The sequence below is a fragment of the Paraburkholderia sp. RL17-337-BIB-A genome, assembly GCF_046025895.1.
In the GTDB taxonomy this organism is placed as follows: Bacteria; Pseudomonadota; Gammaproteobacteria; order Burkholderiales; family Burkholderiaceae; genus Paraburkholderia; species Paraburkholderia fungorum_C.
In genome coordinates, this window is sequence record NZ_JARESY010000001.1 from 3,782,160 (window position 1) to 3,798,837 (window position 16,678).

The 16,678-nt window shown below is 63.1% G+C and carries 13 protein-coding genes and 5 pseudogenes; 8 read left to right on the top strand and 10 right to left on the bottom strand.

What is annotated here, in order from left to right; translation table 11 throughout:
- Positions 1–138 precede the first annotated feature (138 nt).
- Together P0D84_RS16945 and P0D84_RS49065 are read right to left on the bottom strand one after the other, a co-directional pair.
- Positions 139–502, bottom strand: a pseudogene (locus P0D84_RS16945) (transposase); the annotation flags it as partial.
- A 384-nt stretch (positions 503–886) separates the two neighbouring features.
- Positions 887–1,138: pseudogene (locus P0D84_RS49065) on the bottom strand (IS91 family transposase); the annotation flags it as partial.
- On the opposite strand from P0D84_RS49065, the gene P0D84_RS16950 reads away from it, so the two are divergent.
- A complete protein-coding gene (locus P0D84_RS16950; RefSeq protein ID WP_408338174.1) occupies positions 1,113–1,469 on the top strand; it encodes a MerR family transcriptional regulator in 357 nt (118 codons plus the stop codon). The pseudogene P0D84_RS49065 and the gene P0D84_RS16950 sit on opposite strands and share 26 nt — an antisense overlap.
- A gap of 228 nt (positions 1,470–1,697) precedes the next feature.
- Here P0D84_RS16950 and P0D84_RS16955 read toward each other — a convergent pair whose 3' ends face one another.
- Positions 1,698–2,027, bottom strand: coding sequence for a reverse transcriptase N-terminal domain-containing protein (locus tag P0D84_RS16955; RefSeq protein WP_408338176.1), 330 nt, complete (start codon positions 2,025–2,027; stop codon positions 1,698–1,700).
- Between the two features lie 72 nt (positions 2,028–2,099).
- Between P0D84_RS16955 and P0D84_RS16960 the strand changes: the two genes are divergently transcribed.
- Together P0D84_RS16960 and P0D84_RS16965 are read left to right on the top strand one after the other, a co-directional pair.
- Positions 2,100–3,077, top strand: a complete 978-nt coding sequence (locus P0D84_RS16960; protein WP_408338178.1) for an IS5 family transposase — start codon at positions 2,100–2,102, stop codon at positions 3,075–3,077.
- A gap of 255 nt (positions 3,078–3,332) precedes the next feature.
- Positions 3,333–3,896, top strand: coding sequence for a tyrosine-type recombinase/integrase (locus P0D84_RS16965; protein ID WP_408338180.1), 564 nt, complete (start codon positions 3,333–3,335; stop codon positions 3,894–3,896).
- A 580-nt stretch (positions 3,897–4,476) separates the two neighbouring features.
- On the opposite strand, the pseudogene P0D84_RS16970 reads toward P0D84_RS16965, so the two are convergent.
- Positions 4,477–5,352: pseudogene (locus P0D84_RS16970) on the bottom strand (IS110 family transposase); the annotation flags it as partial.
- Positions 5,353–5,619: 267 nt separating this feature from the next.
- Positions 5,620–6,745: pseudogene (locus P0D84_RS16975) on the bottom strand (IS110 family RNA-guided transposase).
- 410 nt (positions 6,746–7,155) lie between these two features.
- On the opposite strand from P0D84_RS16975, the gene P0D84_RS16980 reads away from it, so the two are divergent.
- Complete coding sequence (locus tag P0D84_RS16980; RefSeq protein WP_179736412.1) at positions 7,156–7,296, top strand: hypothetical protein; 141 nt, start codon at positions 7,156–7,158, stop codon at positions 7,294–7,296.
- A 47-nt stretch (positions 7,297–7,343) separates the two neighbouring features.
- Here the strand turns inward: P0D84_RS16980 and P0D84_RS16985 are convergent, their stop codons facing one another.
- From P0D84_RS16985 to P0D84_RS16995, 3 genes are all read right to left on the bottom strand, one after another.
- Positions 7,344–8,828 carry an MFS transporter gene (locus tag P0D84_RS16985; protein WP_408338183.1) on the bottom strand — a complete coding sequence of 495 codons (1,485 nt, stop codon included), beginning with the start codon at positions 8,826–8,828 and terminating at the stop codon, positions 7,344–7,346.
- A gap of 363 nt (positions 8,829–9,191) precedes the next feature.
- Positions 9,192–10,439 carry a CaiB/BaiF CoA transferase family protein gene (locus tag P0D84_RS16990; protein ID WP_408338185.1) on the bottom strand — a complete coding sequence of 416 codons (1,248 nt, stop codon included), beginning with the start codon at positions 10,437–10,439 and terminating at the stop codon, positions 9,192–9,194.
- On the bottom strand, positions 10,439–11,413 hold the full coding sequence (locus P0D84_RS16995) for a hydroxymethylglutaryl-CoA lyase (RefSeq protein ID WP_408338187.1): 975 nt from the start codon (positions 11,411–11,413) through the stop codon (positions 10,439–10,441). The genes P0D84_RS16990 and P0D84_RS16995 overlap by 1 nt, the downstream gene beginning before the upstream one ends.
- Positions 11,414–11,455: 42 nt before the next feature.
- On the opposite strand from P0D84_RS16995, the gene P0D84_RS17000 reads away from it, so the two are divergent.
- Positions 11,456–11,593, top strand: a complete 138-nt coding sequence (locus P0D84_RS17000; protein WP_408338189.1) for a hypothetical protein — start codon at positions 11,456–11,458, stop codon at positions 11,591–11,593.
- A gap of 140 nt (positions 11,594–11,733) precedes the next feature.
- On the opposite strand, the gene P0D84_RS17005 is transcribed toward P0D84_RS17000, so the two are convergent.
- Entirely contained in the window at positions 11,734–12,627 is an 894-nt protein-coding gene (locus P0D84_RS17005) for a LysR family transcriptional regulator (protein WP_408338191.1), read from the bottom strand.
- A gap of 380 nt (positions 12,628–13,007) precedes the next feature.
- On the opposite strand from P0D84_RS17005, the gene P0D84_RS17010 reads away from it, so the two are divergent.
- Positions 13,008–13,700 carry a LysE family translocator gene (locus P0D84_RS17010; protein ID WP_408338193.1) on the top strand — a complete coding sequence of 231 codons (693 nt, stop codon included), beginning with the start codon at positions 13,008–13,010 and terminating at the stop codon, positions 13,698–13,700.
- A 51-nt stretch (positions 13,701–13,751) separates the two neighbouring features.
- On the opposite strand, the pseudogene P0D84_RS17015 reads toward P0D84_RS17010, so the two are convergent.
- Positions 13,752–14,685, bottom strand: a pseudogene (locus P0D84_RS17015) (DMT family transporter).
- Between the two features lie 63 nt (positions 14,686–14,748).
- Here P0D84_RS17015 and P0D84_RS17020 point away from each other — a divergent pair.
- Positions 14,749–15,675, top strand: a complete 927-nt coding sequence (locus P0D84_RS17020) for a LysR substrate-binding domain-containing protein (protein WP_408338195.1) — start codon at positions 14,749–14,751, stop codon at positions 15,673–15,675.
- 155 nt (positions 15,676–15,830) lie between these two features.
- Positions 15,831–16,619: a sulfite exporter TauE/SafE family protein gene (locus P0D84_RS17025; RefSeq protein ID WP_408338197.1), complete on the top strand. Its 789-nt coding sequence runs from the start codon at positions 15,831–15,833 to the stop codon at positions 16,617–16,619.
- Positions 16,620–16,678: the final 59 nt, after the last annotated feature.

The window sequence follows — 16,678 nt, forward strand, 5'->3', positions numbered from 1 at the left end:
ACAGTAGTTCAATCGTTGGATACAACGCTGCCTGATTCATAAAATTTATTGGTTTGCGATGGTGCGATCTGTGCGCCATCGGACCAAACTGGACTGAAGAACCATAATCCCGGCGGCCGCTCTGCGTCGCGGGTGTTGTCAACCTGATTGGTGCGACTTGTTTCGCGGTCGGCCGCGCGTTATGCGGCATGTAGTAGGCGGTAGAGCTCGCAGCATGGCGAGTAGAGCGTCGCAGCGTCGTCTGGCCAATGCGATGAGGGCCTTTTATGGCGCCTGTCCTGCTGGACGTTGCGAGCGTGATAAATCCTCGATATCGGATATCGCAGGGCAGCAAAGGCCGAGAGGAAGAACGCTCTCTTGAGAACCTTTTTGCCTCGCCTGGCGGGGTTTCGCCTCGGACGGACGAGCCTGAGCGTCGGGTGACTGGGGCGAGACCGGCGTCAGCAGGATGCGAGGCTGAAGCGAAGGCTTTATGAGCGACTTCAGGAAGGAGTCGCCCCGAACGTGGTCCACTGACGAAGGTCTCAGTGTGTTTAGATTTGTAGGATGCCTGCCCTCGACCACGGACATGAGCGCGAGCCACGGGCGCATGCGGGTAGGCGTCGTACAAACCCCGATGGAGGAAACCGCGGAGTGTTCCGGCGCGGCCGGAATCGTTAGCGCTATTGGGATTGAAGGGGTCGGGCGCGGTGTTGGACTGACCCAGCGCTGGGGCAAAGCGGGTTGATGTCGACGGGATGCACGTTGGCGAGGCTGTTCGGCCCGCGTTTCTGACGGGAGGCCGGGCGCACAGCCGCGTGGTCCGTGTGAGGGACGCAAGCGTCCGCTATCGGGTCCCGTTACCGGAGAGCCGACGGTCGCCTTGACCGTCTCCAAACACCTGTGCTCATGCTGCGGCTCGCTGTGCGGGTGGTGCGCGGATCGGTGCGCTGCGTTGGAGGATCTCGATGACGATCATCGGCGCGCCGCAGTGGAGACAGATGAAGGCGGGACGCATAGCGGGACCGGTGTCGTCGGGTTGCGTGCTGGCTGCGGGCACGACGTGTAACAGCCCACGCACCTTCGCGAGATTCTCCCGGCGCACGGGATTGGCCAGCAGCCCATAGTGGCGGATGCGGTGGAAGCCGCCGGGCAGCATTCGCCAGGCCGCCCGCGCACTGGGAACAGCGCCGTCCACGCTACATCGCTGGGTCAACGACGGCTTCATCGCCGGAGAGCAAACGACGCCTGGCGCGCCCTGGCGTATTCGCATCACCGATGCGTTACGAAACCGCTTCGTTGAACACAGCCCGGAAGGTTACGTCGTGATGCAGGATGCCACCCGGTTGCTCGGTGTCACCCGTCAAACCGTGTTGCAGCGTGTAAAGCGCGCCGAGCTCGACGCTGTCCTCGTTTGCAGCGGGCGGCGCAAAGGCTTACGTATCAAGGCTGTCAGCGACCAGACTCACCTCTTCGAACACTCTTCATAAACCAAAGGGCATTGTGATGCACGATCCAAACAGCCTCGGATATCACCCTCCAGAATCCACTCCGGCGAGGTTCGCCTCGCCAGAGCGTTGAAGCACTGTTCGATGGCGTCGGCGGCGAACGTTCGGGCCGAAAGCCGTAGGAGTTGACATCCGCCAGGGTCTCCGCGATCGGTTCCAGTGCGAGCTTCCACAGAGCCTGCATCGCCCGACATCTCATGCATGGGATTCCTAACGGAGGTTTTTTTCCCCGTTACTCTTGGGAATGTAGACACGCCGCAGCGGCATCGTGCGGTAGCCTCGATGACGCAACGACAACATTCCGTTCCATCTGGCCGCCGGAGATGACCAGATCCCGCCGTCCACCCCCGGCGTTCTCTTATCGCGATTTTCCGTCACCCGCTTCACGGCCAGCATCTTGCCGTTATGCGAGCGGGTCAATAAACGTTGCAAGACTTTCGCCTTGCCCCATCGATTTTCCCGAACCGCCTTGGCTAATGTGTAGTGCTTCGTAATGTGAAGCTGCGCGGCTTCGGTCACGCTGGTCCAGCCCGTGAGCATCTTCCCTTCACATAACCTTATGGCTACGCTGAAAAAGGTCAACGCCGTTGGGCGGTGAATCGTTAAATGCGGATGAAACAACAGACCCTTGCGATGGCGGCCGATCAAGGCGCCGGATTTGAACAGTACCGTCGGCCAACCAAACGTGATGTGTTCCTTGAGACGATGGAGCAGATCGTGCCGTGGACGCAGTTGTGTGAGGTTGTCGAGCCGTACTATCCGAAGGGGCAAGGCGGACGACCGCCAGTTGGTCTGGAGCGCATGCTGCGGATGCACTTTGTGCAGCACTGGTTCAACCTGGCGGATGAAGCCTGCGAGGAAGCGCTGCTGGACAGCACCGCATTGCGGCGATTCGTCGGGATTGACCTGGGGCGCGAGCGCGTGCCTGATGGCACGACGCTGTTGAGGTTCCGCAGACTGCTGGAGCGCAACAAGCTCGGCGAGCAGTTGTTTGCCAAGGTCGGCGAGGTACTGCAAGGGCGTGGCCTGAAGGTTGGCACCGGCACCATTGTGGACGCCACCATCATCGGTGCACCCAGTTCCACGAAGAACGCGGACAAGGCACGAGACCCCGAAATGCATCAGACGAGGAAGGGCCAGCAGTGGTACTTCGGGATGAAGCTGCACATCGGTGTGGATAGCCAGACGGGACTGGCACACACCGCGGTAGTGACCGCTGCGAACGTGCATGACAAGCATCCGCTGCCGGCTTTGCTGCATGGCGCCGAGCGGCGTGTGTACGGTGACAGCGCCTATGCGAGCCAGAAGGAACTCATCGCCAGCAAGGCGCCGAAAGCGAAGGACTTTACCAACCAGCGTGTGCGCAACCGCAGTGGCGAAGTCGACCAGACCAGGCGCACGAAGAACCGTAGCAAGTCCCGGATACGCGCCCGGGTCGAGCACGTCTTCGCGGTGGTCAAGCGGCTGTGGGGTTTCGTCAAGGTGCGCTATCGCGGCCTGGCGAAGAACGCCACGCGCGCCTTCACCGCACTGGCGTTGAGCAACATCTACATGAGCCGCGAGCGACTCATGGCACAGGTGCGTCCATGAGCGGCCAAAGCGGGTCGAGAGACCCGCTTATAAGGCCCTGCGGGGCCAGGAAATCGAACCAGTCGCGTCGCTGATCTCGCATTCCGAAATTTAGCTGCAAGCCGTCGGCGAAAGCGGTGGCTTCTTCAGCGTAGCCTTAGTCGATTCCTGACGTTCATCCAGGAATCGCGCAGCAACAGCGTAAGCACCCGCAATGCTCGACTGGCTGCACTTCATACGTTCTCGCGATTCCTGTCGGGTCACTATCCGGAGCACATGGTCGAATGGCAACGGATATTGGCGCTACCGTTCAAGCGCGGAGCAAGGCAAGCGCCCGTCGAATACCTTGAAGCGTTCGAGGTTAAGGCGGTCCTCGACAAGATCGACCTTTCCACCGAAGCTGGCCAACGCGACTACGCGCTATTCGCCGTGCTGTTCAACACTGGAGCTCGAGTGCAGGAGATCCTCGATCTGCGGCGCTGCGATGTACGTTTCCAGTCGCCATGCCAAGTCAGGCTGAAGGGCAAAGGAGGAAAGGTACGGTTCTGTCCGATCTGGGCGCGTACTGCCGGATTGCTGCGAGATTTACCGAGGACGCACAGTAATGTTGTCGAGGGAAACGATGATTTCTTGTTTCGCAACAGCCATGGCGGGCAGCTTACGCGCTTCGGCGTGAGATATCTGCTTCGCAAGTATGTAATGGCCGCGGCCGAAGATATCGACACGCTTCGTACCAAGCGCTCTGTACTTGCGCGTGCAGACGCTGGAGGTGTTCTTCCAGTCCTGCTTCGTAGTACCTCCATGTCACGCCGTCCACTCCCGGAGCCGCATTGCGTTTGAGCGCAAGGAACGACTCCCAAAGCCGGTCGATCGTGACGTGTGCAGAAGCGACATGAACCGCTCCTTCTTCCGCTGCGTTGCAGCTTGCCGTACACGTTCCAGCCCCTGTGGCACGCTTGCCCGGTTCTGCGCCCGCCGCGTGTGTGGCTGACCCGTGTTCCCCTTGGTCCCCGCCCTTCGCTCCACCCACTCCGCAGCCGGTTTCCCGACATTGTTCGCAGGTTTCATCGCTAATATGGCGGAGTCTGACTTCTCCCGTCCGTTCATCATCGGCTTCGGCTCCTCGCCTTCCCGATGCGGGCCGCCGACCTGAGTGAGCATCGACGGTCAGACTGGAGATCTCCCGGTTCCCGAGCAAGGAACGTGCGCACATGCCAGGGTCTACGACCACGCCGGATCGTCCAGGCACACTTGCGATGGCGCGCTCGGACGTGTTGCCTTCCGCCTTCTGGACAGCGTCGGCACCCGGGACTAGAACTCTATCGTGGCTCAATAGCTGGCCTATGCGTACCCCTGTCAACGCTTCGTGCTGCACCTCGCGGTACGACACGCATGACTCGGGGCCGATGTGGTTCGCTACACCTTCATCGTAGTGGACTTGCACCACCTCCTCCTTGCCGGTCTCCCGGCGCACCCAGAACAGCTCGAGGGCAAGACGGGAAGCGCCTACCTCACCAATTCCTTTCTGGCGCGCCAGCGCATCACAACGCTGGCGCGCGAGTGGCGGCACGCTGGCCTGTCGCGTCTTCTCCAGCGCCGCAAGTTGCTGTTCGACGAGTGCCTGCCGTTCGCACTCGCGCAGTAACTGCTCACGCAACTCGCGCGGTAACGGCGCGTCGTCGTGGCAGCGTACCTCGCCGCGCTCGAGCCGGTCGGCGAAGGTGCGGTGGTCGACCGCGTCCCAGCAGCCGACCGTGGTCAGCAGCTTGCGCATCCGGTCGCGGTGCTGCAGGACTTCCTTCTGCAGTTGCCCGCGCTCGCGCATCAGCCGGCGTGATGCCTCGTCCTCAGGTGACGGCACGTGCACCACGTGCATGCGGTCGCGCTCGCCGCGCAGCCACGCGCGCAGGTTGATGACGAGCTTGATGACATCGATCCTGTCCGTCTTGGCGCGCCGCTGATGGCGTTCGGCGGGAATACTGGCCGGATCGACAACGTAGCATTCAATGTGTCGGGACTGCAGGGCGCGACAGATCCAGAACGCGTCCTGCCCGGCCTCATAGCTGACGACTATCCGTACGTCTGCCGGCAACGACCACTTCTCCCTGAGTGCCTCGATTAGGTCCAGCACCGCCTGCAAACGCGCCGCGGCCTGCGGCTGTGCGACCGTGTGCACGGCCGGCTTCTCGCGCCGGCCGTCGTGAAGCGCGACTTTCCATTTGGCCGCCGCCAGTTCCAGCGACACTGCCAGCACCGGTACGTCACCACCACCCGTGTATGCCTGATCGGTACGCATGATGTTCTCCTGTGAGCAAACCTCAGCACGCTGATTTTAGGCGTCAGCCTGTCGAGGGCCTCGCTTCAGGATCTGATATCCGCGGGTTGGTTACCGCATTACAGGTTCCGTCACATGAGCCTGCCGCTGACTTACTTCGCAAGTCGCTCCGAAGCCGTTGCCACTCAAGAGTCGCGGATTGCTCGCATACCGGGCTGCGCCGCCCTGAGGGAACACACGCTGTCATTACAATTTGTCGTCTATATCACCATGGCTGTCGCGGCGCGCTCAGCGCTGCGGTGCTGAGCGCGCCGCGACAGCCATGCCCATCCGCCCGATATCCCAGATAAAGCCAGCCAGCTCACGGGCAAGTGCCACGATCGCCGTGGGTGCGCTCTTGCCGCGATTCACCAGCCGGCGGTAGCGCCGGCACAGCCGCACCTGGGCGTCCCACGCCCGATCGACGATCGGCTTGGGCAACCCCTCATGGCGTCGCTGGATTTCCGGGCTCACGCGCGCCGCATGCCGGTAGCTCCACGCCGATTCGATCAGCAGTTTCCTCGCGTAGCGATTACCGGTCTTGGTGATGCTGCCTTGCCGGCGTGTCTCGCCCGACGAATGCTCCGACGGTGTCACCCCCAGCCAGGCCATCAGTTGCCGCGGATGATTGAAGCGCGACAGGTCCCCCAGTTCAAACATCAGTCCAATGGCCGCCGTGAACTGGATGCCGCGCGTGGCCTGTAGCGCCAGTACCGCCGGATAGAAACGCCAGCCCGGCAGTGCCTCGCGCAATGCCCCCTCCAGCCGTTCGCATTGGGCAAGCCGGTCCTCAATGGCGCGCCGGTGTTCGTTAAAGGCCAGTTGTTGCCATTCACTCGCGAAGGTGAACGCGCTGATCCACCGCCGGTGCGCCACGCTCCAGTCGGCCCGCCCGCTGTAACGCACATCGTGCGCCAGCAGGAACGATTTCAGTCGCCGGCGCGCCTGCCCCAGATCCTCACGCGCGCTTAACCAGGCACGTGCCAGATCGCGAAACGCCTCATCCTCGACATCCGGCACATGCACCGCGCTCAAATCGCCCGTGCGCAGCGAGCGCACCAGTTTGATCGCATCGCGCCGGTCGGTCTTCACCCGCTCGCCGGGCTTGCGTGGAATCAGCGAAGGCGCGCAGACCATACACTCGAAGCCCTGGTTCACGAGCTGCCGGTATAGCCCGTAGCCAGTAGGGCCTGCCTCGTAGACCACATGTACATGCGAGGCCTTCGCCTTCAACCGTGTGGCCAGCCGTTCAATGTCGCGCTGCGTCGTGCCGATCCTGCCCGCCTGCTCCACCTCACCCAGCCCAATCGCGTGCGCAACCGTGATCGAATCCTTGTGGACCCAGTCCAACGTACAGTGTGCTATGGTTTTCCATGCTGGCCTCCGTGCCGGAAACAGCCTTTGCACGGGCTCCGTGCCCATGCATTGCGGCTCTGGCAGCAATGCTAACCCGCGTCTTGTACTCCCCGCGAAGGCCAGCCTTGCCGCTATCCACAGGGAGTCATACTGACTTACTTCTCTTTGCGGCGGCGGCAAAGAGAAGTAAGTGCCCGCCCCGCACGGGGGCAACGCTAATAGACCGATAGCAAATCAAGGAAAGGCCAACACCAACACAGACGAACAAGCGCCGCGCAGGCAACCAGATCAAGCACCCCGCCAGGCGTACAGCCAACAACAACCCTGACAGCAAAAAAAACCAAAAACTCCCCCATAAAAGGCAAATTCCAGCGCACACTACCCTGCTGCTCCGTTGCGGAGCGACAAAAGCCTACTGGGGAGTCCATCATGGCAAAAGGTCAAATGCGCAGTAACCGCGAAGTAAAGAAACCGAAACAGGCGAAGAAGCCTCAACCGGCTACCACGCCGTCGGGCGCGCCGCCGATCCGAGTAGCGCCGACCGTATCGGCAACCCAGAAGAAGCACTAAAGACGCACTAAACGAGCAAGCCCGCCCCACCAGGCGGGCACCAACCTCTACCTCGAGATATCCTCCAACGCGACATCCCGCGTCTTCGGCCCAAGCGCGCCGATGGCCAGCATGACGACCACCATCGCGCCCGAAATAAACACAAACACGCCGTCCACGCCGAACCGGCTCAAACACCCCGCAATCACAAACGCGGAAAACATCGCCGAAATCCGGCTCCACGAATAAACAAACCCCACGGCCCTCGCCCGGATACTGGTCGGAAACAGTTCCGCCTGATAAGCGTGATAGCTATACGAAATAATATTGCCCGCCAGCACAAGGCAAACACCCAGGCTCACCAGCAGCACCGTCTCCCGCGCCTGACTGAACAACAGCCCGCACACCACGTTCACCGCCGCCATGCAGATAATCACCGTCTTACGCTCGAAGCGGTCGGCAATCAGCATGCCCAACAACGGCCCAAGCGGCGCTGCAATCGCAATCACGCTCGCGTACATCAAACTCGTCGTAACCGTAATGCCCTGCTTGATCAACAACGTTGGAATCCAGTTCGCGAAGCCGTAATAACCCATCGTCTGAAACACATGGAAAATGATCAGCATCAGCGTGCGTTTGCGATACGGCGGCACCAGCAGATCGCGAAACGCCGCACGCGCGCGCACCGGTTCGGGCAACGCCGGCTCCGGCAAAGGCCGTCCATATTCGCGTTCGACGCGTGCTTCAAGCCGCTTCATCACCGCATCGGCTTCCTCGATGCGGCCTTTCTGTGCGAGCCAGCGTAGGCTCTCCGGCAAGCGCAGACGAATCCACCACACCACGATCGCGCCCATGACGCCAGTCAGCACGACCAGACGCCAGCCGTCGAGCCCGAAGTAACGGTGCGGCACCAGCAAGTACGAGAGAAACGCGACGATCGGCACCGCGCAGAAACCGACCGCCTGCGAAAACGCCGACGCGCGGCCGCGCACGTGCTTCGGCACGAGCTCGGAGATGTACGTGCCGATCGTCACGATCTCCACGCCGATACCGATCCCCGCGATGAAGCGCCATAGATTGAGCCCGAGCGCCGAGTCCTGGAACGCCATGATGACGTTGGCCGCGGTGTACCACAGCAGCGACCATGTGAAGATCGCGCGTCGACCGAAGCGGTCGGCGAGAAAACCGCATGCCGCCGTGCCAATAAACAGGCCCGCGAATAACGCCGCGATGAAACTCGCCACACCGCTGGTGCCGAACAGGCCATGCGTCGTCGCGGTGAGAATGCCGCTGCGCACGAGGCCCGGCGCGATGTAGCCGGAGTACATCAGGTCGTACAGTTCGAAGAAGAGGCCAAGGCTCAACAGCATCACCAGTTGCCAGATCGAGCGCGTCGCGGGCAAGCGGTCGAGCCGCGCGGAAATACGCGCGCCGTCGAGCGCGATCTCTTCCGCGCGGCCTCCCGCCGATACGCCGGCGCCTGAGGGCAAATCACCCAGCGCGCCGGCATCGCCGACCGCTGTCGCATACACCGCCTGATTCGACGATTTCATCGTCTGTCTCCTTTTGTCGATCGGAGTTAGCGCTTTAGCGCTTACTCCGATCCCATGCAAAGCTGTCGATCGAAGTTGGCGCTTTAGCCCTTACTCCGGTCCCATGCAAAGCTGTCAATCGGAGTTAGCGTGTCGACCAAAGTCGGCGCTTTAGCGCCTACTCTGGTCCCATAGCGACTACTCCGATCCCATGCAAAATGGCTGCTGAATTCAGGTCTGACGCCGGATGAGAGTTGCTTGACTGCATTCGACGCATCGAGCGCCTGCGGACAAGAGCGCCACACCCCTTCATTTGCGGGACTCGACGCCTCGCCGGCCGCCAGACTCATCCGGCTTTGCGCGCCGTCCCACCGATCGCCACGCTTACTCAACTTCCTGGCACGACTGCGCCACGCCACCGCCCAACGCCGCGATCTGCGCTTCGTCGTAACCCAACCCACGCAACACGTCTGCGGTGTGCTCACCGATCTTCGCGATCGGCTGGCGCGGTTGCAGACGCGCGCCGTCCATCGAAATCGGCAGCAAGGGCATTGCGGTTTCGGTGCCGTCATCGAGGGTCAAACGCGCAAGGCCGCCGCTCTCGTTCAGATGCGGATCGTCGAACAGGTCTTCGGGTTTCGTGATCGACGCGAACGGAATGTGGTCGCGTTCGAACAGCGGTACGAGCGCAGCGCCTTCGAAGTGACTCAGTGTTTCGCCAAGCGTCTTCAGCAACCACTCGCGCGCCAGCACGCGGTCGTTGTTAGTCGCGAGGCGCGGATCGGCCAACAGATCAGCGCGGCCGAGAATCGCACATAGCGCGCGCCACTGCCCGTCGCCGGTCGCGGCGATGAACATCTGCTCGTCGTTGGCAAGCCTGAACACGTCGTAGACGGCCCATGCGCTGATGCGCTCGGGCATCGGCGCAGCGGCCACGCCGGTCGCTGCGAACTGCTGCATGTGTTGCGCGGAAAGCAGCACGCAGTTTTCGAACAGCGCGCTTTGCACTTCCTTGCCGCGTCCGCTCGTATGCCGTTCGTGCAATGCGGCAAGCACGCCGATCGCGCCGAACATGCCACCCATGATGTCGTTGACCGAACTGCCCGCACGCAACGGACGGCCTACCGGTCCGGTCATGTAGGCAAGGCCGGCCATCATCTGCACGACTTCGTCCAAAGCGAGACGGTGTTCGTACGGACCGTTCAGAAAGCCTTTGTGCGAGACGTAGATCAGCCTGGGATTGCGTTCGCGCAGCGAAGCATAATCGAGACCCAGGCTCGCCATGCGGCCCGGCTTGAAGTTCTCGACGAATACATCCGCGGTATCGACCAGCTTGTGCAGCGCGGCCAGTCCCGCTTCGCTATCGAGATCGAGTGCGACGCTCTTCTTGTTGCGATTGAAGGTGCGAAAAAAACCCGCACCGGTGCCGAGCAAACGGCGCGTACCGTCGCCGCGCGGCGGCTCGACCTTGATGACTTCGGCGCCGAGGTCGCCGAGAATCATCCCGCAGGTCGGCCCCATCACCATATGCGACAACTCGACCACGCGGATGCCGGCAAGCGGCAACGCACCGTGTTGCTCCGAAGAAGAAGCCGTTGCCGAAGGAGCAGACGGAGAAAAAACTGGAGTCATTACAGCACCCGTGATTCAGAAGGTTCAAAACGTTGAGCAGCGGCAATAAACTGCTTCGGCAAACCGGCTCGCGCCAAATAACCGTACAGTGGTTCGCCAGGCAGCGCGTCGGCGAGCACGTCGCGCGACGCGATGAGTCTGGTGAGGTCGATGCCAGTGTCGTAACCCATGCTGTCGAGCATGAACACGAGGTCTTCGGTGTTCACGTTGCCCGTCGCACCCGGCGCATGCGGACAGCCGCCGAGGCCGGCCAGCGACGCGTCGAATTCGCGGATTCCGTGCTGCAGCGCTATCAGTGTGTTCGCGAGACCGAGGCCGCGCGTGTCGTGGAAATGCAGTGAACGCAGCTTGCTCCCCGCGACCTCTCGCACCCGTTCGATGATTTCGCCGACCTGGCGCGGCGTCGCTTCACCGGTGGTGTCGCCGAGCGCGATGACGTCGGCGCCTGCCCGCAACGCGGCGCGCACGAGCTGGACGATATCGGCGTAAGGCACAGCGCCTTGTGGCGTGCAGCCGAACACCGTCGACAATCCGGCGATCAATTCCACGCACCGCGCATTCGCGCCAGCCGCGCTGTCGATCAGTTCGCGCATCGCGGCAAACGACTCGATCATCTCGACCGGCGTCTTGCGAACATTGGCAAGGCTATGCGCCGTGCTCACCGAAATCGGTGCGACGATCCGATGGACGCCGGACTCGAGCGCACGTTGCGCGCCCTTCAGGTTCGGCACCAACGCCGTCACGATCAGATCGTCATAGGTGAGTGCGTGGGCGATCACTTCGTCGGCGTCGGCCATTTGCGGCAGTAGCTTGGCTGGTACGAACGAAGCGACTTCCATATGCCGCACGCCGGCGGCATACGCGGCGTCGATCCAGCGCCGTTTGAAGTCGGTGGGCATCGTGCGCGCGATGCTTTGCAGGCCGTCGCGCATGCCGACTTCGGTCACGACGACGCGCTCTCGGGTGTCACTCATGGTCTTGAATCCCGGTCTTGAATCTTGCGTGGAGTGCAGGGAATGAAGCAGTTGAGCGACAGCGTGCCCGCCCGCGCCCACGAGGCAAAGTCTGCGTTGACGACGTACTCCATCGCCGCCCGCGATGGCGGCAAATGCATGCGGGACGGGCGTGCCGCGCCGCAAAGGGGAAACCCCTAAGGGCTTTTCACAGGGAAACCGAAGGACGTTGTGAGAGCGGTCGGAAATAGTCGGGGGACCGTGGGAGGTGCTGGACGGCCGTTGAGCAAGCTTTCAGTCGGCGTTTCAATTGCGCATCAAAGACAAACCGCCGCGAGAGATCAAACCGATCGCAACAGATGATCGAGCAGATGGGACGCCGTCAGCGTCAGCGCATGGCGGTCGCGGATGCAGATCACGAAGCGCCGCCCTGCCCACGCGTCGCGCAATGGCACCGCGACGATGCCGTATTCATCGGCGGCATGCCTGGGGAGTGCCTCGCTCGGCAGGATCGCGACAGCAAGGCCTGCCTGGATAAAACGATAGGCGGCGTCGAAGGTCGACACGTAGGTTCGATAGTTGAGTTCGCTGCCTTTTTCCACTGCAATGCGCTGCATCAGCGCGTTCACCGAAGCGTTCGTCGCAAGCCCGAGATGGTCAAATGCCAGCGTCTGCTCGAAGCCGACCGCCGCCTCTCCTGCCAGCGGATGATCGCGTGGCACGATCAGCGCGAGATGGTCGGAGCGATACGGCAGCACCTCGAGACTGCCCATCGGCACCACGTCGCGGCAAATGCCGAGATCGGCCACCCCTTCTTCCAGACCGCGCACGATCTCGGCGCTGACGCGCTCTTCGACATCGACACGGACCTGCGGATTGGCTTTCAAAAACACCGAGAGCGCCTCGGGCAGAAACTCCACCATCGACGACACATTCGCCAGCACCCGCACCTGACCCCGCGCGCCGGCCGCGTATTCGCTGAGCTCCGCCTGCAACCGTTCGTGGCCGCGCATGATGAGCCGCGCGTGCCTGAGCAGCGCCTCGCCGGCAGCGGTCGCGCGCACACCGCGCTGGCTGCGCGAGAGCAGCGCGACGTCGACTAGCGCTTCGAGATCGGTGAGCCGTTTGCTGACCGCGGACGGCGCGATGAACTCGCGTTCAGCCGCGCGCGCAATCGTGCCTTCCTCGCAAACGGCGATGAACAAGCGCAACGTCACCTGATCGATTTGCCACATGAACGAGCGTGCCCCCGGTGTTTGACGTGGGAAAATTATGCCCGAGGAAGGCGGAGGGCGAGTTCATTCCAGGGTATCCACGGTCGGCATGCGGGTGTGCGCCGTTGATTGCGCGCCAGGTTGTGGAGGCAGATCGTGTGCCAAACTGCGCAGGTTGAGGCAGCGCGGCCTCGCGAGTGTCGATCGTGTGCAGACTGATGCAGTTCGTGATGCAGTTCGACGCGGTGCTGGTTCGCGCCGTTTTAAGCCTGCAGTCTTGCTCCGGATTTTCGATCTGGCTATGCTGGGGGACGCGCCGGCAGGAGGCCTCACCTGCCCGCACGCGAGAACCGCCGCGCACGCAACCACCACCAAACAGAACAACCCATCAAGGCTTGTCCATGTCCACCGCCAGTCTCTTTGTCACCTCCGCCGGCGTCGGCCTCGCGATTGCCGCACCGGTCGGCCCAATGGGCATGTTATGCATTCGCCGCACGCTGACGGGCGGTCCGCGCGCAGGGCTCGCAATCGGCTTTGGCATCGCGACCGGCGATGCGGTTTATGGTTTGATCGCGGCGCTCGGCCTTGTGGGCATTTCGCAGTTCATGCTGGCCTACGACCGGCCCTTGCATCTGCTGGCCGGTCTGTTTCTGCTTTATCTCGGCGTGCGAGCCTTGCTGCAAAAAGCGCCCGTCGTAGATGTGGCCAACGGCGCCGGCAATGGCAATGGCAATGGCAATGGCAATGGCAATGGCAATGGCAATAGTGACAGCAAGCTCGCCCAGGTGGGCCGCGCCGGCGCGCTGCGCGCCTACGCGAGTTCACTGCTGCTCACATTGACCAACCCGCAAACCGTCATCATGTTCGCCGCACTATTTACGACGCTCGCCCCGCGCGGCGCATTTTCATCGAGCATCGCACTGACCACCGTAGGCGGCGTATTTTGCGGTTCGATCGCGTGGTGGTGTTTCCTCGTGACCGTAGTGTCGCTCGCACGTCATGCGATCGGCAGCAAGCTGCGCGTGGCGATCGACCGGATGGTCGGATTCACGCTCGCGGCCTTCGGCATCGTCGAGATTCGCCGTGCGCTTTGAATAAGGCTTAACGACGCCGCGCAGGCGGCGCTCAGCGTCGCGCCTTCAGACTCACGAGCGGCCACGCAGCGCCACGAACACCACACCGGCAATCGCCATCAAACCACCGCATAGCGTCGCGAGACCCGGGCGTTCGCCGGTCAGCAAAGCGGACAATGCCGTCGCCACCGCCGGCGTCAGATACAGGAAGTTGGCCGCGCGCGCCGCGCCGAAGTAGCCCAGCGCGAACGTCCACGTCGCGTAGCCGAGCGCCGCGGGAAACACGCCGAGCACCAACACCGCCTGCAACGTGCCACGCGGTGCGCCGCCAAGCGAACTCAACGTGCCATGTGGCGCGCCACCCAGCGAACTCAACGCGCCCGGCAGCCACGGCGCCAGCAATCGCGCCCGCCAGCAACGTGTACGCGGTACAGGTCAGCGCCCCATAGACCGGAATCAGACGCCGCTGCAACACGAAGTAGCTCGCCGAACACAGCGCCGCGCCAAGAATCAGCGTACTGCCCGCGCCGAGCGTCAGGCCACCGGGCTGGCCCTGCGCGATCACGGCAATACCGGCAAGACTGATTAGCGAACCGAACCATCCCCAACGATTGAACCGCTCACCGAGAAATACGGCCGCCAGCAGCGCGGTGAAAATCGGTAGCGTATTGACGATAAAACTCGCCGCGCCTGGCGCCACCGTTTTCTCGCCGGTATTGAGCAGCGCGTTGTAAAGCGCAATGCCGAGAAAGCCGCACAGTACGAAACGCAGACCGTCGCGCCATGTCGGCAAGCGCGGGCGCCGGTAGGCGAGCCACGCGATCACCAGCAGCGCCGCGGTGGCAAAACGCGCCGCCGCCAATTGCAAAGGCGGCAAACCCTGCAAGCCGATACGAATGAATGGAAAAGCGGACGCCCACGAGACGATGGTGAAGGCGACCGCGCCTGCCGCCAGTAGCGGTTGCCGCGCGGAACGCGGCGATGGGGATGAAGTCAATGTGTTCATGCGCAAATGGTGCCGCGCCGCGAGCTGCTAAGCTAGCGCACAAATGAAAATCGTGATGTGAATATGGCTCACACCTCCTCACCAACGCCACCGGCTTCGTCGGCGCGGCCGCCGCTTGCGAGCCTCGAAACGGTCTGCGCCGTCGCCCGCGAAGGCTCGTTTCTCGCCGCCGCCGAGGTCGCCGGATTGACGCACGGCGCAATCAGCCGGCGGGTCGCCGCGGTCGAAAACTGGCTCGGCATGACCTTGTTCGAACGCCATGCGCGCGGCGTGCGGCTGACGCCGGACGGGCAGCGCTTCGTGGGGCGGATCGAGCAGGCGTTCGGCATCATCGACAGCGCGGCGGATCAGTGGCGCTCGCCGCGCAGCCCGCAGCTGGTCAAGCTGAGCGTGGTGCCCGCATTCGCCAAGCTGTGGTTCTTCGAGCGCCAGGCGGCCTTTGAAAGCGCAGCCCCAGCGCTGCGCATCCAGCTCGATATCGACCATCGCAACGTGGACCTCGCCGGCGGCGAAGCGGATCTGGCGATTCGCTACGGGCGCGGCAGTTGGCGTCAGCTCGAAGTCAAGCCGTTCCTGCCGGAGACGCTCTATCCGGTCGCGCATCCCACGCTTGCCGCGCAACTGGCGAAGCTACGGCATAAACGGGGCGATGCCGCGCTGCTCGATGTGCCGCTGTTGCACGACTCGGATGTGACCGGCTGGCGCGCATGGTTCGACGCGCTCGCTATTCCGTTGAAGCCGCGCGCGCAAGATCGGCGCTTCGAAGACTACACACTGGTGCTAGCCGCCGCCGAAGCGGGACTCGGCGTGGCACTGGCGCGCGTGCCGTTCGCCGACGCGTATCTGCGCAAGAGCGGTCTCGTGCGGGTGAGCCGCCACGAAGTCGCGTCGCCGCTGAAATACTACTTCGTGCATGCGAAGGGCGAGAGCCGCCCCGAAGTACTGGCGCTGATCGAGCGGATGCAAGCGGCGCAGCACGACCTGTCGTAGCGCTTTTCACGCAAGCGCGGCGGTTTTGCGACAATAGCGGCTTTCGCCGCGCCGCCCTGGGCCTGTCGCCGACAATCGCCGGCTCTCGCGGGCATGCGCGCGCCGGCCTTGCCGCCCAATCTGTCCAACCCACCCGACCCTAAGCGGTCTGCTCAATGGCTCTTCCCCACATCGAACTGCTGTATTCCTTCTCCGGCCTGTTCGTCGGCTTTCTTGTCGGACTGACGGGCGTCGGCGGCGGCTCGCTGATGACGCCGATCCTGGTTCTGCTGTTCAACGTGCATCCGGCCACCGCGGTCGGCACCGATCTGCTATATGCGGCCGCCACCAAGGCGACCGGCACGCTGGTGCACGGCCTGAAAGGCTCCGTCGACTGGCAGATCACCCTGCGTCTCGCGGCCGGCAGCGTGCCGGCCGCGACCATCACGCTGATCCTGCTGCATCGTTACGGGATGGACACGCCGGGCGCGAGCCGGCTGATTCAGATCGTGCTCGGCGCCGCCCTGCTGGTGACGGCCGTCGCGCTGATTTTCCGCCCACAACTCGCGGCGCTCGGCGCGCGCCGTCAGCGCGCGCCCAGGCAAGGCCGTACGCTCGCGCTCACCATGCTGACCGGCGCGGTGCTGGGCGTGCTGGTGTCGCTGACGTCGGTGGGAGCGGGCGCGATCGGCGTGACGGTGTTGTTGCTGCTGTATCCGTTACTGCCGACCACGCGCATCGTCGGATCCGATATCGCGCACGCGGTCCCGCTCACGTTGCTGGCGGGCGCGGGGCATTGGCTGCTGAGTTCGATCGACTGGTCGATGCTGTTGTCGCTGCTGGTGGGGTCGTTGCCGGGCATCGCGATCGGCAGCTATCTGTCGTCGCGCGCACCGGAAGCGCTGCTGCGCAACGTGCTCGCCGCTACGCTCACGCTGGTCGGCGTGCGTCTCGTGCTGGCGTGAAGCGGCGGCTTCAATAGTCTGCGTGGGGTGCTGCCAAAAACTCCGACGCACCACGCAGT

Excerpts from the sequence above, each read along its gene's own strand:
- P0D84_RS17000 (WP_408338189.1), top strand. The coding sequence starts at position 11,456 with ATGAAGCAGTTGAGCGACAGCGTGCCCGCCCGCGCCCACGAGGCAAAG.
- P0D84_RS17010 (WP_408338193.1), top strand. The coding sequence starts at position 13,008 with ATGTCCACCGCCAGTCTCTTTGTCACCTCCGCCGGCGTCGGCCTCGCG.
- P0D84_RS16980 (WP_179736412.1), top strand. The coding sequence starts at position 7,156 with ATGGCAAAAGGTCAAATGCGCAGTAACCGCGAAGTAAAGAAACCGAAA.
- P0D84_RS17005 (WP_408338191.1), bottom strand. The coding sequence starts at position 12,627 with ATGTGGCAAATCGATCAGGTGACGTTGCGCTTGTTCATCGCCGTTTGC.
- P0D84_RS16955 (WP_408338176.1), bottom strand. The coding sequence starts at position 2,027 with ATGCTCACGGGCTGGACCAGCGTGACCGAAGCCGCGCAGCTTCACATT.
- P0D84_RS16990 (WP_408338185.1), bottom strand. The coding sequence starts at position 10,439 with ATGACTCCAGTTTTTTCTCCGTCTGCTCCTTCGGCAACGGCTTCTTCT.
- P0D84_RS16965 (WP_408338180.1), top strand. The coding sequence starts at position 3,333 with ATGGTCGAATGGCAACGGATATTGGCGCTACCGTTCAAGCGCGGAGCA.
- P0D84_RS17025 (WP_408338197.1), top strand. The coding sequence starts at position 15,831 with ATGGCTCTTCCCCACATCGAACTGCTGTATTCCTTCTCCGGCCTGTTC.
- P0D84_RS16995 (WP_408338187.1), bottom strand. The coding sequence starts at position 11,413 with ATGAGTGACACCCGAGAGCGCGTCGTCGTGACCGAAGTCGGCATGCGC.
- P0D84_RS16950 (WP_408338174.1), top strand. The coding sequence starts at position 1,113 with ATGCGGTGGAAGCCGCCGGGCAGCATTCGCCAGGCCGCCCGCGCACTG.
- P0D84_RS16960 (WP_408338178.1), top strand. The coding sequence starts at position 2,100 with ATGAAACAACAGACCCTTGCGATGGCGGCCGATCAAGGCGCCGGATTT.
- P0D84_RS17020 (WP_408338195.1), top strand. The coding sequence starts at position 14,749 with ATGGCTCACACCTCCTCACCAACGCCACCGGCTTCGTCGGCGCGGCCG.
- P0D84_RS16985 (WP_408338183.1), bottom strand. The coding sequence starts at position 8,828 with ATGAAATCGTCGAATCAGGCGGTGTATGCGACAGCGGTCGGCGATGCC.